The organism is Enterococcus sp. FDAARGOS_375, assembly GCF_002393265.1.
GTDB classification, from domain to species: Bacteria; Bacillota; Bacilli; order Lactobacillales; family Enterococcaceae; genus Enterococcus_D; species Enterococcus_D innesii.
Window position 1 is genome coordinate 3,313,604 of the sequence record NZ_CP023515.1, and the last position, 17,001, is coordinate 3,330,604.

14 protein-coding genes are annotated in these 17,001 nt (G+C 38.7%); 3 read left to right on the forward strand and 11 right to left on the reverse strand.

The window, feature by feature from the left end; genetic code table 11:
* Window positions 1-398: 398 nt before the first annotated feature.
* The 3 genes from CO692_RS17170 to CO692_RS17180 all read right to left on the reverse strand — a co-directional run bounded on the left by CO692_RS17170 (window position 399) and on the right by CO692_RS17180 (window position 3,790).
* Window positions 399-836 carry a hypothetical protein gene (locus CO692_RS17170; protein WP_096742812.1) on the reverse strand — a complete coding sequence of 146 codons (438 nt, stop codon included), beginning with the start codon at window positions 834-836 and terminating at the stop codon, window positions 399-401.
* Window positions 837-1,115: 279 nt separating this feature from the next.
* Window positions 1,116-2,648 carry a helix-turn-helix domain-containing protein gene (locus CO692_RS17175; RefSeq protein ID WP_226818204.1) on the reverse strand — a complete coding sequence of 511 codons (1,533 nt, stop codon included), beginning with the start codon at window positions 2,646-2,648 and terminating at the stop codon, window positions 1,116-1,118.
* 674 nt (window positions 2,649-3,322) lie between these two features.
* A complete protein-coding gene (locus CO692_RS17180; protein ID WP_096742813.1) occupies window positions 3,323-3,790 on the reverse strand; it encodes a hypothetical protein in 468 nt (155 codons plus the stop codon).
* A 1,387-nt stretch (window positions 3,791-5,177) separates the two neighbouring features.
* On the opposite strand from CO692_RS17180, the gene CO692_RS17185 reads away from it, so the two are divergent.
* The 3 genes from CO692_RS17185 (at window position 5,178) to CO692_RS17195 (ending at window position 7,577) form a co-directional block, all read left to right on the forward strand.
* Entirely contained in the window at window positions 5,178-5,678 is a 501-nt protein-coding gene (locus CO692_RS17185; protein WP_096742814.1) for a hypothetical protein, read from the forward strand.
* A gap of 325 nt (window positions 5,679-6,003) precedes the next feature.
* Complete coding sequence (locus CO692_RS17190; RefSeq protein WP_096742815.1) at window positions 6,004-6,498, forward strand: hypothetical protein; 495 nt, start codon at window positions 6,004-6,006, stop codon at window positions 6,496-6,498.
* Between the two features lie 20 nt (window positions 6,499-6,518).
* Complete coding sequence (locus CO692_RS17195) at window positions 6,519-7,577, forward strand: WxL protein peptidoglycan domain-containing protein (RefSeq protein WP_096742816.1); 1,059 nt, start codon at window positions 6,519-6,521, stop codon at window positions 7,575-7,577.
* Window positions 7,578-7,689: 112 nt separating this feature from the next.
* On the opposite strand, the gene CO692_RS17200 is transcribed toward CO692_RS17195, so the two are convergent.
* The 8 genes from CO692_RS17200 to CO692_RS17235 form a co-directional block, all read right to left on the reverse strand.
* A complete protein-coding gene (locus CO692_RS17200) occupies window positions 7,690-8,445 on the reverse strand; it encodes a hypothetical protein (RefSeq protein WP_096742817.1) in 756 nt (251 codons plus the stop codon).
* 660 nt (window positions 8,446-9,105) lie between these two features.
* The gene (locus CO692_RS17205; RefSeq protein ID WP_005225872.1) at window positions 9,106-10,686 is read right to left on the reverse strand and encodes a peptide chain release factor 3; all 1,581 of its coding nucleotides are present in this window, start codon (window positions 10,684-10,686) and stop codon (window positions 9,106-9,108) included.
* Between the two features lie 191 nt (window positions 10,687-10,877).
* On the reverse strand, window positions 10,878-11,693 hold the full coding sequence (locus CO692_RS17210) for a MetQ/NlpA family ABC transporter substrate-binding protein (RefSeq protein WP_096742818.1): 816 nt from the start codon (window positions 11,691-11,693) through the stop codon (window positions 10,878-10,880).
* Window positions 11,694-11,698: 5 nt separating this feature from the next.
* Window positions 11,699-12,367 (reverse strand): methionine ABC transporter permease, encoded by a 669-nt coding sequence (locus CO692_RS17215; protein ID WP_096742819.1) that lies wholly within the window; start codon window positions 12,365-12,367, stop codon window positions 11,699-11,701.
* Window positions 12,354-13,079 carry a methionine ABC transporter ATP-binding protein gene (locus tag CO692_RS17220; RefSeq protein WP_096742820.1) on the reverse strand — a complete coding sequence of 242 codons (726 nt, stop codon included), beginning with the start codon at window positions 13,077-13,079 and terminating at the stop codon, window positions 12,354-12,356. The genes CO692_RS17215 and CO692_RS17220 overlap by 14 nt, the downstream gene beginning before the upstream one ends.
* Before the next feature lie 10 nt (window positions 13,080-13,089).
* Window positions 13,090-14,106 (reverse strand): lipoate--protein ligase, encoded by a 1,017-nt coding sequence (locus tag CO692_RS17225; protein WP_096742821.1) that lies wholly within the window; start codon window positions 14,104-14,106, stop codon window positions 13,090-13,092.
* Between the two features lie 237 nt (window positions 14,107-14,343).
* Window positions 14,344-15,720 carry a hemolysin family protein gene (locus CO692_RS17230; protein WP_096742822.1) on the reverse strand — a complete coding sequence of 459 codons (1,377 nt, stop codon included), beginning with the start codon at window positions 15,718-15,720 and terminating at the stop codon, window positions 14,344-14,346.
* A gap of 112 nt (window positions 15,721-15,832) precedes the next feature.
* Window positions 15,833-16,948, reverse strand: a complete 1,116-nt coding sequence (locus CO692_RS17235) for an AI-2E family transporter (protein ID WP_077454400.1) — start codon at window positions 16,946-16,948, stop codon at window positions 15,833-15,835.
* Window positions 16,949-17,001: the final 53 nt, after the last annotated feature.

The following is a 17,001-nucleotide window of genomic DNA, read 5'->3' on the forward strand; positions in this document are numbered from 1 at the left end:
ACGATTCACTATTACCAAACAAATGACATTCTTCCCTTTCTTGCGGTATCCCTCCGCTTAGAAAGGTGGTCTCTACTCGACAAAGGTAAAAAAACTGATCGTAAAGAGAGGGAGATCTTTTGTTCATCATATTCCCTTACGCATGTTCTCTTCAGTCAATTATCGTCAATAATTCCTTCAACAGTCATTCATCCAGTCAAAAAATAGTTATTGATTTTGGTCTTGTGAATCCTTCTCCGCTTAAATCATAGCACAAATGGAAAACCCTCAATTCTCCTCAAAACACCGATATTTACAGTCTAGGGAGAATTGATTTCCTCAATGATGCAAAATGACGCAACAGTTTATTTGTTTTAAGTCAGAGCTATTCTTCTATATAGCCAAAGGAACTTTCACTTTTATGGTTTCACCACCCAAGCCTCATCATAGTAATCGATCGTAAATTCAGTATTTGGAAATTCAGTCTTCACAAATTGCTTTATTGCCGCCAACTCTGTTTCAACATTTGTAATCAAAGTGATATATTCTACCTTGTTTGTGTCCTTCAACTCGACTATGTATTGTTCTGCATCTGTCCAATGGGCATCAATAAATGTGAAAGCTACCTCTTCAGAGGCATGTTTAACCCCATCCATTATCAAAACGTTAGTGGAATCAACGATTTTCAACGTGTCTTTCAGGATATTCAATGAATCAACGATATATTTTTCTACTTGATCTAGGCCAAAGTTTATCGGAAACACGCAATTTCGATAGAAATGATCGTATCTTTCGTTAGCAAAACGTATGGAATACATTCTTTCACTTAAGCGTATATTTTCTATTATTTCCATCATCTTCAAATCACCTTCAGGTTTATTTATTACAAATAAAATTGCTATAGTTAAAATACCGCAATTCCGACTATTTTATTTATCTTTTTTTGTCAAAAATTTGCACATTATTTAGCAATTTTTTTTAATGCGGTCTCAAGCAACTCAAAGTAAGCGGTTCTTTCTCAAACGAGAAAAGCACCTGAGGCTAATTTCCATTTCGTTTTTTAGCACTCATCTGCCAGCAACCCAAAACAAATTTTGAAACGACTCAAAAAAAGAGAGCGCCAGCTGCGCTCTGCTTTATGTATATTTCGCCAAGATCGCTGATTGGATCATGGCATTCAAATTATCCCAATCTCTTGTATTATGAACATTGCCAAAAAATGCAAATTTTTGTGATGCATTATGGATCAGCACACCATCTGAAACCAAAATATCAGAGTCAGCTAGATTGGCATTAAATTTGATAACTTTCTCATTATAGATTTTCAATAGCGTATTTTTGATAACAGGGATATATTCCGGATGATTCAAAAGAGAGATACCAATATTTATTTGATCTTCTTTTTGGATAGGTAGGTAGGAAGTAACGATTTGGGAAAGCTTACGAATAAAAAGCGGCTCTCTCTCGATCCATCCCCGATGATTATTAAGGACCCGATCTATGATAACCTCCACTTCAACCAGTCGATCATTTGTATAATCAATCTCCCCGATTGACAAAAAATTATCTAGATACAGATGGATATAGCCCCAAGTATTGATCACTACTTCATAGATAAAAACTGATGAAGCCTGCTTTGTTAGAGCATATTTCTTTGAAAGTTGTTCAAGAATCTGAGAAGCAAAATCCACATAATCATTGTTTTCAAGCATGAGGAATTTTTCCCCGATCACCTTTTTTTCAGACTCTCTCACTGTTTCTGGGATGAAAAGCACCCGCCAAAAATAATAGTAGACAAGTTCTTTTTCCACATCAGATTGATTGCGAATAGGAAAAAGATTTGCCAGCTGTTGATCATTTTCTTTCTTTAAACAATGATAAAGCGCTAATGTTGACGCATCAACTCCAGGAACAATATTCCCTCGGAGAATGGCATTTTCAATAATAGAAAAAACGATCGCATGCTTGACCTTTGTCGTACGCAACGTCTCATAATCTTTGGCGATCCACTCCACACTAGAACGGATGGGATGTTCTGTATAAACATTACAGGCCATGACTTCGACGAGATAATGATACATGCGAATACATGATTCTTCCCCAGTTAATTGAATCGAATCACTGCTATTACTGATTTTTATCGGTACATTTTGGACCGCGAACATTTTTTTTAAATAACTAAGTAGTTTATAACAATATGAAACACTAAAAATCAGCTCTTCTGAAATATCCACCATTCGTGTTTTTCGTTTTCTTAATAAATAGATGAGGAGTTTGTAATAGGGAGATTCCAAAAAATACTTTTTTTTGGGGTTTACAAAAATATACAGACTTTGTTCTTGATTTAAATCATCAGACAGATGAAGTGTTCTTTTTTCAAGAAAAAAAAAGGAGTCCTCCAGCGTTGAAATACCGGCTAGATCATCATCGATCTCAGTTAAGAGGATTTTCACCTGATAAAGTGACTTACTGAGGGATTCTCCAATCGCATCTAAAGAAAGTTGTTTTTCAACAACGAGATTTCTTACAATTGTTAGTTTATCAACTTGTTTCTTAGTTAAGTAAAACCTATACAATTTTTCTATATAATCCAATTTTTCAACCGCCTTAATAAAAAATATCCCAGCTTCCAATTGTATTAAAAAAACTTTAAGTAACTGCCAAATCATTCACAAAACGGTCATTTTTAATAATTTCTTCAACTTTAACTCATTCTAAGATTTTTCTCTTAATCTGAAAAGTATTCTGTCTGAGTGTAGTATTCACTGTTATGATACCCATTTTGGTATTGTAGCTCTGACTTGATCGATCTGCTTTTGGCATCAATAATGAATCTAAATGCGAAGCTTGTTCTTCAAACTCCGCAAATATGTGAAGAAAAAAAAAGCCTTTCTACACTTTCTGCTACATACTGATTCACAAAAAAACGCTTAATCCCGCAGCGCATCATTTATAGGAAAACTAAACTTGCACACTAAGATCCTTTCTACTGGTTAGGAGTGTTAGTCATAAGAAGGGGAAAATCAGCAGTCACATTGATGGTTCACTTTGTTCATGGAATCAAAGTTCTTTCGTCCATTGTAAAAAAAAGTAAGCTGGCTTCTGCAGGAGTAATGGATTTGTAGCCTCTAGCCAATTCGATTGGCCAATGGCTCTCCTGAGGGATTGAGAAAGCCTGCTATTAATGTCTCGAGAAATTGATTGCTAGCTTTGTCGTTCTATCCACTTGCCGAAGACAAACTAAAGCAACTCCCTTTTACTAAGGCGTAAAAAAGCGTGGTAAAATGTCAGAATATTCAAACATAATTTCCGATAGAAAAAGATGAGCTTCTAGAAAGAAGGATCAAGTTCCTTTTAGAGTACTGCGTTCTCGTTTTATCCAGCAATCTTTGTATTCATAGATATTCAAAATGACCAAGTCATCCGTCAATTCACTAAATGCGTCAATCAACTTTTTATCCCCCGCATCAACATTTCCTACTACCTTAAAGTCATAATAGTTGCCCGATTTGTCTACACATTCGATCACATAACAAATAACATCTCCCCAAAAATGCTCTAGTCGATGGTGACAACCGGCTTGATCTAAGCGTGCATGTTCCGCGATACAAAACACATGCTGGATCGTGTGGGTAAGGATGTTGATCTCCCCTAAAGAATCTTCCAAATACGCTAGCGTTTCAGCGATATCTGCTTTTTGATCAACAATAAGATTTCGCTCTAAAATCGAATTTACTTTATTACTGAAAAAACGAACGCTTATCATCAAAGCCTTTTGCTGTTCAATATTTTTTTCTTTAGACTGCAGCATATTTTCACACTCCTAAAAAGAACTTTAATCCTCTTTAATAAGCATATAGCATCTTCTTTTTTAATTTTATCGTCTTTTGATGAAAAAAACTAAAAAAAAAATAATCATTTATTATAATAAGAAGAATTTGCCAGTTACAGAAAAAAATGAGTGTTGAATTTTTTAAACGAAGCTCTGTCCTGAAAGTCAAAGGCTACCCTAAGAGTTTGCTAATTCCCTTCACGATCCATCCTGATAAAATAGGAGGCATCCTGTTTTGAATTGACAGTTCTCATGAATTACACTTTCAAACAATGGGTTCTATTGAACATTCGATTACATCAGAAACCCTAACTCTGTTAGCTTTCTTCACCATGCCCCTGCTGGTCATTCCTAAAAATGATTCCGCTGAAATCCCTCTTTTCTTTGTAAGAATTTCATATCGCTAGCACTCCTTCAACCGTCATCACAATAAACATAATTCTACCTATACTTTTTGGGACTGTTCAATCATAAATGATTTCTCAGCCCCAATTGATATAAAATAAAAAAGCCGATCTTTCTCAAATAAAACCTTAACCTGACACAAGAAAACAACAGAGAAAGTGAAATGCTCTACGAGGTCATTCTACCAAGAAATCCCCACGATTAACAGATAAAAACGCACATTCTATAATTTATTCCAATATTTTTGACAATATTCACCGATATCTTTATTCTATGTCAATTTTTGTATTACTTAAAAAGATTCCTGAGAATGCAGGCAAAAGCAATCTTAAGGACAATTGTAGAGAATAAAAGCGATCACTTAAATAAAGCCCTCAGAAAACTTGTTCTGTATTTCAGTGAATCTTGGATTTTTAAGAGACTAAATCAAAGGGTTGAAGTCAAGTCATTTGTTGACTTCTGCACTTCACCTACCCTACCTGAAAAACCTCCACAAATTAGTGGCTGACGTTTACGCTGGGCATAATACTCTACTTATGAACGAAACCGACTTAGATAAAGAAAACCTCCTATGATCTTCCTAGAGAAGCGCCAATGCCGACAAATCACAGCAATTACTCCGAATAGCATCGGAAAAGTGCTTTTTTACCAATAGATCATGCATCACAAAATGGAGAGATGCCCTGGATGCCACCAGTTTGAAGCAATGGTTTCATTTGTTGTTCGTTTAATAGGCTATTTTTGCTTTACTCCTTCGTTTTAGTTATACAGGGACTTCCATAGGAAAAACAACCTATCCCTCCTTCAAAAATCCCCAGCAAAAACAAACAACCCTACTTTTTATCAATTTTCTACACTATTTATTGATAATTTGCAAAAATATAGATAATATTCACGATAATTTCCCTTTATACTTTTTATATTCAGAAAAACATCTGAAAATCTAGAACGAGGTTTAAAAATGAAAAAAACTTTCTTAAGTATCACTCTCGGAGCCACAATCTTACTAACGGGAGGAGTCAATGCAACCGCCTTAAGCGTCAGCAATCCTAATAGCGAACCCCTCAAAGTTACCATCTTAGATGGAAATTCTGCTTTCGCTTTTCACAACGAAATGCGTTTAACGAATGGGGGAAGATTTACTATCGGAGATGCCTTTTTCGAAAACAGCCCCCTTTCTGCGCGAGGAGGAATTTCAAATGTGGGCGTCGCACTATTTAATTACACTCGCTCACCCATTGAGGTGATCGTTGAAGTCAAAGCCCCTGAACAAAGTGGCATCCAAATCACTGATAACCCAACAGTGACGATCAAAGCCGAGGCTATTTCTCGTGGAGAAAACACGATCAACTCCACTTATTCCGTTAGCCGTGAGACTGCTTTCTTAACAGAGCCACCAATAATTACTGTTACAGCCAGACTTTCAGGGGAAAGTGAAAACTTTTCTTGTGTATCACTATAAGCAAAAAAGATCGCCAATTTTTGTACACAATCGAATCATCCGAATCTTTTCTATAAAACGACAGAGACTTATTTATCAAGTCTCTATCGTTTTCATTTTATAAACAAAAACCGACGCAGTAGTTTGCAGATCGTTGCTGCCAGCTTCAAATGAACAAATGATAATCGCAATGACAAATTTTAACCACAATAAAATATTCCACCGTATATATTTTATATATTTTCAAAAAAATTTGCACTAAATCGGATAATCGCTACCCTAAATTGCATATTATAATTCATTTAAGCAGTGCAACAACTGCAATAATTAAAGTGAGGTTTTGAATATGAAAAAAATTGTTCTAGGCAGTACTCTCATTGCATCTTTGTTGTTAGCCGGAGGAGTCAACGCGTATGCTGTGACAGATGTCCCTGACCCGATAACGATTCCGATTGAACTCGAATATGGAGATGCATCTTTCGTGTTTAATGATATCTCTTTGACAGCACCAGTTATTAGTGAAAGTATATTTGAAGGACCTGTTGAAGGGACTATTTCAAATGTAGGTGGTACTTTGACCAATTTAACTGCTTCTACAGCAATCGTTAATTTTGCTGTTAACGCGCCTGATGACTTTGATGGAATCGTTGTCGACGCCACTAATCTTAACACTTTGACTGCTGCCCCTGTTGATATTGAATCCCTAGGAACAGACATAACATTTACAATCGACCAAACATTTGCACAAGCTTTTGCTGCATTAGCAGAAGATGCAGACGCTCCTGTGATCACTGTAACTGCACAAGATGGTACCGATCCTGGTCAAACTCCATCACTATAATTTTCAAAAGGAAAAAAATCATGAATCATACATTCAAACACAGAAATTCTTTTCTAAGGATTTCTGTGTTGCTTCTCTTTATAGCATTCATTAGCAATGCAAGCATCTGTCGCGTAAATGCCGATGAAACTGCGAATTCATTAAAACTTACACTTAGTGAAACGGAGTACAAAACTTCTGATAATACCTTGAGTATTTCTCCTGAGATGGAGACGGCGTATATTGTTGAAATTACACTAGAAAATGTTGGATCCGGTGATTCATCCATTGTTGTCACACCTTACACCTCTACTGCTCTCTCACGAGAATCAGCTATCATCTATAGCGATGACCTAAACTTACTGCTAGATGACAAGTATAACTTTTCCAATTATGCATCGATCGAGTCAGAGGCATTAGATGACGATAATCAAATTGAGATCCCCCCGAATGAATCCGTTCTGGTGACCGTTACGATTACTCTTCCAGAGGAGCATGCACGTGAAGGAACCGTGATGGGGGCAATCAATTTTAGTCAGATCATGGGTCTTGAAACAGCAGAAGATTCAATCGGTATCAAATCTGTGTATGAATCACTTATTTTTATCAACTTACTTTTTAATGAAGTGGAAGAGCTCAAAGACGTCGTTTATGAGGATTTCTCCTTTGTTGCGCTTCAAGATACGGTAAACCTCCAATTTTACGCCCTCAACTATAATCCTATTTTAGGCAACTTGAACAATGCGCTCTACGAACTAATAAACCCAAATGGAGAAACAATTGCCTCTGGGGAGTTAGCAGATTCCGTTCTTTTAACGCCGTTAACCAAATCAAGAATGCAGATTCCTTTAATAGACAATAGTGAACTTATTGAAGGCGAATACCGGTTGACAATAGAAACAAGTAGAAAAGCAATCACCACTCTTTTTTCTTATGAGAAAGAAGACCTGGATGACTTCAAAAAAGAAAGCATTCCCACAAATACTGTCACTATTCAGTCAGACAATCAATTGTTTATCTGGATCATCCTAATTCTCTTAGCAGCACTTACAGTGGCAGTCATATATATAGTGAATTCAAAAAGAAAAAGAGAGGGCTAGTTCCTCTCTTTTGTGCTGTTTCTGCTTATTCCACTGCTCATCAATTATTGATAGTTTCCTTTTTAAAGTAATGTTGCGTATCTCCTCGCCGAAGTGGGACAAGAAAAACCACTCATATCAAATAAGTGGTTTTTCCTGATATATGCCTAAATATTTTCTCTTCAATGATCATTTCTTTTGAAAAAAAGGTTGCTGTCTCGTACTGGCTTTTCTCCCCTAAAAAAAACTCAGCACTAACCTCATCCTCGACATCGCTGATCAAATCTTCTAAATTGGTAGAGTCATTATCAAGGGTGTCTTCTTCCAAGTTTGCTTGCTCGTCGTAATTAGATTCTGCTTCTTCCTTTTGGCTCTCGGATTCATCTTCGATGCCATTGTCTTCTTGCTTTTCATCGTCTTGGTTTTCATCCGGTATCTCTTCTTTTTCCTCATCCGTCTGATTCATTTTTATCTCTTTCGTAAAGGTCTCTGAATCATCAATTGCTGTAAAAGTGACTGATAGGTAGTACTCAGAGTTGGAATCAAGATATTCCTTTATGTTCAATGTTGCAGCTACGTTAAGAATCATTGATGCTTCATCAGCATCCTCAATCTGAATGATCATCTCTTCCGAACCGTTCACGCTGTTTAGTTCTGCTGAAAATGCTTCTCCAACAGCAGTGATTGTAACGCCAAAAGCACCTTCACTGCCGTTGCTATCGACAGTCAGCTGAAGATCTTGTGTGGTTCTTAACAAATAATAGTGTTCATCCTTAAAGTCAATCGTGTTTAAATCAAAAATCAAAGTTTCGGAAACGTCATCAGCCATAGCCTCTAATGTTGGAAATAAAATCATCACGGAAAAAATGAATAACAAACTTTTTAGCACTACCTGGTCCCCTTTCTTCTTTCAGAAATCACTTTTATTTAACAAATAATTATTCGCTTTAGCAAAATCGAGACATAGATAACTAGTAAACTAGCAATGAGACTAATCCATTTTGAAGTCACAAAGCCATGGTTCACCAACTGAAAACTTAAGCCATCTGTTAGGAGTGCTTCAAATGAAGTTTCAAGGTCTATAACCAAATCCTGCTCAGATATCTTCACTAGTAGCATCTGACAAAAAGAAGATGTCCCTCAATCAACGAATTAAATGCCCACTAACACTGGCAATCTCTTCTCTGCTTTTCCTCTACTTTCAAACAAGAAGAAAATTTCCTGAATCATCAAATGTTGCCTATGCTATTTTTCTATTCATTTCAAATGCAATTCCTTGCTGTCATCTTTAATACTACGCTCTTTTCCCAACTCATTTTTATCTTCTTTTAAAAGAATGTTTATGAATTAGGATAATTTTTTCAGAAAATTCTTCAATCAGTGAATCATTCACGACTAATCCCACATTTCATTCTGCATCAAAAGCAACCTGGCAGTACAAAAAAGCCCCTTCTTATCCAATTTGATAAGAAAGGACCTTTTACCCTAAAAAAGATTCACGCTACCCACAAAGCTGAGTATACCTAAACAGTCTAGCGGGAAACGGCTCTTACATCAAGCTCTTCAATTCGACGTCTGGGTACTTGTCAGCGAACCAACGCATTGCAAATTGATTTTCAAATAAGAACAATGGTTGATCGAAACGATCTTTCGCTAAAATATTACGGCTTGAGCTCATGCGCTCATCTAAGTCTTTCGGATCGATCCAGCGAGCGATCTTGTGGCCCATTGGGGTCATAATAACTTCTGCATTGTACTCATTCATCATGCGGTATTGGAAAACTTCAAATTGCAGCTGCCCGACAGCACCAATGATATACTCATCACTAAGATACGTCTTGTACAACTGGATGGCTCCTTCTTGGACCAACTGATAGATTCCTTTGTGGAATGATTTTTGCTTCATCACATTTTTTGCAGTGACTTTCATAAAGAGTTCCGGAGTAAACGATGGTAGCTCTTCGTAAGCAACTTTGAGTTTTCCTTCATAAATCGTATCACCGATTTGATAATTTCCCGTATCATAAACCCCGATGATATCTCCAGCGACTGCTTCTTCAATATTTTCTCGGGTATCTGCCATAAATTGTGTCACATTGCTGAGTTTCATTTTTTTACCGGTACGCTCTAGTGTCACGTCCATGCCTCGTTCAAAGGTTCCTGAACAAATACGGACAAAGGCGATCCGATCACGATGGGCAGGATTCATATTTGCTTGGATCTTGAACACAAACCCGGACATTTCTGGTTCATAAGGACTGACTTCATCACCGGCCAAAGTTTTGTGACCATAAGGTGCTGGTGCAAAGGACAAGAATGTTTCCAAAAAGGTCTGTACACCGAAATTCGTAAGGGCAGAACCAAAGAACACGGGTGTTTGATCGCCACGAGCGATTTTTTCTGTGTCAAAGGCATCGCCAGCTTCTTGCAGCAATTCCACTTCTTCTAAAACTTGTTGGAACAGCCCATCTTCGGCAAATGGATGGTCTGCAGGAAATTGTCCATTTTCATCTAGGGCAACTAAACGTTCCCCACCGTGATTGTCTGGACGGTAAAATTCGACCCGCTGGTTATGGATATCATACAGCCCTTCTAATCCTTTCCCCATGCCGATCGGCCAATTCATTGGAAATGATTCGATCTCTAAAAGATCTTCTAGTTCTTCTAATAATTCTAATGGTTCGCGGCCATCACGGTCGAGTTTATTGATAAAGGTAAAAATCGGAATACCGCGTTTTTTAACGACCTGGAAGAGTTTTTTCGTTTGCGCTTCGATCCCTTTTGCGCTATCGATCACCATGACGGCACTATCCACCGCCATCAAGGTACGGTAGGTATCTTCAGAAAAGTCCTCATGCCCAGGGGTATCTAAAATATTGACCCGTTTGCCTTGGTAATCAAACTGCATAACAGAACTGGTAACGGAGATCCCCCGTTGTTTTTCAATTTCCATCCAGTCGGACTTTGCGAAATTGCCAGTCTTTTTTCCTTTGACCGTACCGGCTTGGCGAATCGCGCCACCGAATAGTAATAATTGTTCTGTAATGGTTGTTTTCCCCGCATCCGGGTGGGAAATAATCGCAAAGGTACGGCGACTATCGACTTGTTGTTTTAATTTTGGATTATCCATTGATTTTATTGCTCCATTTCTTGTATTTACAATGCGAACAGTGTCCATCTAAGACTGTCGCTAGTTTTCTGACCAAATCAGTATATCATGGATAAGGGTGATAAAAAAGCAAAAAAAGACAAGAACCCCCTTTGACTGGTCTCTTTTGAAGAGTCAGGCAAAGGACGTTCCTTTCATTTGATGGAAACAAATTAAAATGCTGGCAATAACGTATCACTGTGCTCGTTTTCTAAAAACTCACGAACTTTATCGCTAGTCATGGCACGGCGCAATACAGCGATTTTTTCAGAATCTTGATTGTCTTCTCGAGCAACCAATGAGATAGCAAAGCGATCATCGATGGTTTTTTCTAAGAAAAGGGCATCTGCTGGTTTCAAACCGATTTTCGCAATATAGGTTGGGTAATTGTATACCAAAGATACATTTGGCTCATCATAGGCTTCCGCAAGATTCAGTAGATCGACAGATAACCATTCAAAGTTTTTCGGATTTTCTGTAACGTCTTTAAGTGTTCCATTGACCCCAACGCCATCTTTGAGAGTGATCAACCCTTCTTCTGCTAAAATCGCTAACGCTCGACCTTCATTGGACACATCATTCGGCAATGCGACTTTCGTTCCCTCTGGAATATCATTGATATCCGTATACTCTTTGGAATAAAAGCCGACTTTTGCGTTGTAGATTTTATCTAATGCCACTAGGTTTGCATCTTTTTCTTCATTATACATTTGCATATATGGTTCATGTTGCGCAAAGTTGGCATCGACCTCGTCATTATTCAGCAACTCGTTGTACTGGATATTGTCATTGACTTGAACCAATTGGATCTCCCAACCATCTTCGACCGCTTCAGCAGCAACTTTTACGACATCGGTCATTGGTGTCGTTTGTGAAGCGACTTTGATGATTTTCTCTTCGCTCGCCTCATCAGAGCTGGAACCGCAAGCCCCCAATACACCTAATGCCAATACACTCAATCCTAAAACAAATCCTTTTTTCACTTTCATTCCTCCTATTTTCGTTTATCAAGTTTCCTTGCTGCTTGATTGCCAATCCCTTGCAGGATAAAGACCAAAAGAATCATGATGATAATTGCAAAATACATGACGCCATATTCATAGCGTTGATAGCCATAGCGGATCGCAAAATCGCCGATACCGCCCCCGCCAACGATCCCCATCACCGTCGAATAAGAAACCATGCTGACTGCTGTCGTCGTCAAGGATAAAATCAAGCCACTTCTGGCTTCTACTAGTAAAAATGACCAAACATACTGCCATTGACTGACGCCCAAGGATTTTGCCAAATAAGAAACTTCTTCTGGGACATCCAGCAGTACTTGCTCCGTCAAGCGAGCAAAAATACTCATGGCAACGATGCTCAAAGGAAAACTGGCGGGGATCGGTCCAAATGAGCTACCTAAAAGCATCCGCGTCAACGGGATCAAGGCTACGACAAATAATAGAAATGGAAACGAGCGAATGATCGTCACGATTAAATTCAGACACTCATAAAGAAATGAGATTTTTTTCCCACGACTGCGACTGAGAAAAAGCCAGACACCTAGCGGTAGTCCTAAGACAAAGGCTGCAAACATCGAAATGCCCATCATGATCGCTGTTTCTTTCAAAGATTCCAGCAATTCAGGCAGATAATACAAAATACTCTCACTGATCGTCATGCAGCAAACTCCTCTCCACTTTGTTCACATAAGAGCTTTCAATGCGGACAATTGGCTGGGGCTGATTGGCAAATTCCGCCGCAAAGACGGCATCTTCCAATACAAACACACGTTGACAAATTTGTCGGACGGCCGATAGTTCATGACTGACAAAAACGACTGCTGGCTGGAACGTCTGTTGAACTTTTTGCAGCAAAGCAAGTACATCCGCTTTGGTATCTTCATCCAGCGCACTGGTGGGTTCGTCACACAATAAAATTTTCGGCTCACGGATCAATGCTCGTGCAATAGCCACTCGTTGTTTCTCCCCACCGCTCAACTTGGCTGGGTAGATGTGGGCTTTGTCTTCCATCCCAACAAACGAAAGCATCTCCAACACCTTCTCCGATGATTTCCCCATTAATTTCAAAGGCAAATAGACGTTTTCAAAAACGGTTCGATTGTTTAACAGATTGTAATTTTGAAAAATCATGCCGATTTCTTGTTGCGCATGTAGCAGCTGCTTTTTGTTCGATGCATCGATTTTTTTGCCATCAAAAAGTAATTCCCCGCTATCTGGGGTTTCAATCAAGTTTAAAAGCCGAAGCAACGTCGATTTTCCTGAGCCGCTTTTGCCGACGACCCCAACGATTTCCCCTGCCTGAACCGAAAAAGACAAACCATCGAGAACCTTTCGATCGTAACGCTTTGTGAGATTGATCGCTTCTAACATCTTTTTCCTCCTAATCAAACAGCAATGCTAAAAATTCAGAAGTGGTCATCTGATGGATAAATTGCTCGATGGCGATTCCCTCTAGCAAGCGGCTGATGGTACTTTGTTCAAAATCAACCCCTTGCAACATTGCTTCCAGTTCACTGATCTCTTTTTGCCCAAAAAAGTCACCCGTAATTTGGAGTGCTGCGATCTTGCCTTTGTTCACAGTAAAATCGACTTCAACGATCCCTACTTGTTCAAACCGCTTTCTTTTTTGCCATTCAAATGCTGGGGCTTCATTGAAAATCCACTCATTATTCGCATACCGCTCTTCAAACAACGTTTGAATCGCTTGTCGATCGGTTTCCGTCAAGACGATCTCTTGATCACTGATTTCATCGATGGCGGCTACTTCGTAGATATGACAAAGGAGTGTATCTCGAAATTCCTTGGTATCCATTGATTGGTATTGCTCTGCCAAATAAGGTTTGATATTCGTCACACTTTTCCGCACGGATTTCGTTGCTTTAGAAGCAATTTTTTCTTGGGCAACGTGTAGAACGTTCGTCAATTCTTCCAGGTTCACATCATACATCAATGTGCCATGAGAATAAGTCCGGCCTTTTTTTGTATACATCGCATTGCCAGAAAACTTTTTCCCATCAATGAACAAATCATTGCGACCGTGTACTTCAATATCCTTGGCTCCCATTGCCGCTAACCCCTTCATGATAGGTTGCGTCGCACTTTGATAATCGCCAAAACTTGTGGCATCTTTTTTAGTGACAAAACTAAAACTCATGTTGCCTAGATCGTCATAAACCGCTCCACCACCAGATGTCCTGCGAGTCAAAACGATATTACGGCTTCGCAAATACTCAAAATCGATCTCTTGATACGCATTTTGATTTCTACCGATTATAACACAAGGTTTTTGTATGTATAACAGAAGACAAGGTTCTGAAACATCTATGTTATCCATCAAGTACTCTTCAGTTGCCAAATTGTAACGGATATCTTCACTAAGCATACGATAAAATTTCATTATAAGCCCCTCGTTCTCATTAGATTTCTATGGACATTCTCGCTTTTCTTTCGAAAAAATGCAATCAAATTGCTTGAAGATAAGATACACATGTTTTTTTATCTGTTTTTAAACTGTATTATTGATTAGATTTATCGTAACCGTTTCTTACAAACAAATCAAGGGGAATAAGTAAAAAAGGAACAAAAAAGACCAAAGCAAATGCCTTGGTCTTCCTCACTTCATTTATACGGAGCTTTAACGGCGCGGCTCGTCTTCATCAAAATCTTTGCGGAAATAGCGGCGTTCTTCCTCCGGTTCCACTTCGCCGTCTTCAGGGTCGTGGAAGATCACCCGAATCTTCAAGACCCGTGAGCCTTCCATTTCTTCAGAGATCAGCTTTACGTTGTCCACTTCAAAGGATAGCTTTTCGCCTTCATCAGGGATCAATCCTAAAGCAGTGATCAAATATCCCGCCATCGTATCCACATCACTCATATGCAAGCTCATGTTGAAGGCTTCATTAAAATCATCGATCAACATGCGGCCTTGAATGACATATTCTTTATCAGAGATTTTCTCATAAAGCTCTTCGACTTCATCTGATTCATCATCGATCTCGCCGACGATTTCTTCTAGCAAGTCTTCTAGTGTAACCAACCCAACGACGCCGCCATATTCATCAAGCAAAATCGCCATTTGGTTTTGGGTTTTCTTTAATTCATAAAGCAAATCATCGATAAAGACCGTTTCTGGCACAAACAATGGTTCTTGTAGAATTTGTTTGATGTCCATCGTATCAAAGCCGTATTTGTACGCACACTTCAATAGATTTTTGGTATGTAGAATCCCTACGACTTTATCTTTATCTTCATTATATACAGGAATACGAGAATAATTTTCTGCTAAAATTTCAGTCAAAATTTCTTCTACTGAGTCATTGATGTCCACCATAAAGGCTGAGGTTCTAGGAACCATGACTTCCCGGGCGACTTTCGTGTCTAATGAAAAGATCCCTTGCAGCATCTCTAATTCATCTTCTTCAAAGACCCCTTCTGTTTCCAACATATACCGCATTTCATCACGGGTCATCTTCGTGTCTTCATCGTCAAATTCCATTGGAGTGATGCGCGCCAATAAACTTGTCGAAGCAGATAAGAACCAGACGAAAGGTTTGGCAATAATCCCGATCGTTCGAATGACACCAGAAGTGAACTGGGCAACTTCTTCTGATTTGTTCATGGCGATCCGTTTTGGATACAACTCACCAAAAACGATCGACACATACGTCAAGATCGCTAAAACGATAATATTCGCTAAGCTTTTAGCTGCTGTTCCCCCACCTAATAAAGGTGCCAAACGGGTCGACAAGGTATCTGCCAGAGATGCCCCAGATAAAATATTCACCAAGGTAATCCCAACTTGGATCGTTGACAAGAAATTTGTTGGATTATCAATGATTTTCAATAATTTTTGTGATTTGACATTTCCTTCTTCCGCTTTTTGCTCCACACGGTTTTTGTTGACTGAGACGACTGCGATCTCAGAGGCCGCTAGAAAAGCGTTGATCAATGTCAAAACGATCAATAATAAAATTTGCGCTAGAAGCGACTGACTCTCGGGGTCAGCATTCATAATAGCATTCTCTCCTTATTTTTTCATTTTCTAAAAAAAATCGTGGGCTTAGCCCACGATAAAATCCTATCACAAAGTTTTTTTCTTTGCAATAAAAAACACCAGTCATTGATTATTCAATCAACCGTTCCTGATTTTTCTTAATTTTGTCATCTTTGATTAGGCGAACAATAAAGACGACAATCGTTCGGCAAATCGCATAAAATGGCACACCTAAGAAAATTCCTAATAAGCCAGCTAGATTACCAGCAACTAATAAGACTAAAATGATCGTTAACGGATGGATCGCCAATGATTTGCCGATCACATTCGGGTAAATTACATTCCCATCTAATTGTTGGACGATCAGAACCACGATACAGCATAGTAGCGCTCGGAAAGGTTCATCAAAGACCGTCACTAATACCGCCGGAATCAAGCCAAGATAAGGACCTAAATATGGGATCAAGTTCGTAACCCCTGCGATCACACCGAATAAAAAGGCATAATTGACGCCAATCATCCAGTAACCGATGAAGGTGAAGGTACCAACAAAGATACATTCGATCGCTTGCCCACTGATGTAGTTGGACAATGTTTTGTTTAGGTCGCCCAGCAAGCCAACGATCTGCTCTCGTCTTCTTTCTGGAAAGACAGTTTTCAGATTAGGAACCAGCTTTTCCCCATCCTTCAGCATGTAAAACAAGATAAAAGGTACGGTCACGATGATCATTGTTGCGGAAGCGATCGTACTGACGATCGATCCTAAACTGGTGGATAATCCACTAAGAAACTGCTGTAGCAATGAGCCGTAAGAAAGATTTAGGTTTTCTAATTGCTGGGCGATATCGATTTGTTTGAAGAATGGATCATCTGCGATTCTTGAGATCCAGCTCTCCATATTCTTGGCAAATGTTGGAATATTTTCTGCCAATGAAGAAATCTGACTCACCAAATTAGGAATAACACTGACGAAAATCAAGATGATGGCTGCTACTAATAACAACAGAACGAGTATGACAGCGAACAGCCGTTTTATTTTGGTGGTCTTCATCAAAAATAAGACGATTGGATTTAGCAGATAATAGAGAAAGCCAGCAATCAATACTGGTGCAAATAAAGTAGAAAAAAACGTGCCGATCGGTGCAAATAGAAAATTGACTTTGCTTAACACAAATACAAGTGTCACTAAAACCAATGCTTCCAAAGACCAAAAGAACAGTTTTGATTGTTTAAATTTGTCGAACAAAAGATTCCCTCCCTTTTTTATAACATTATAGATGATTTTGAAAAAAAAAGCTT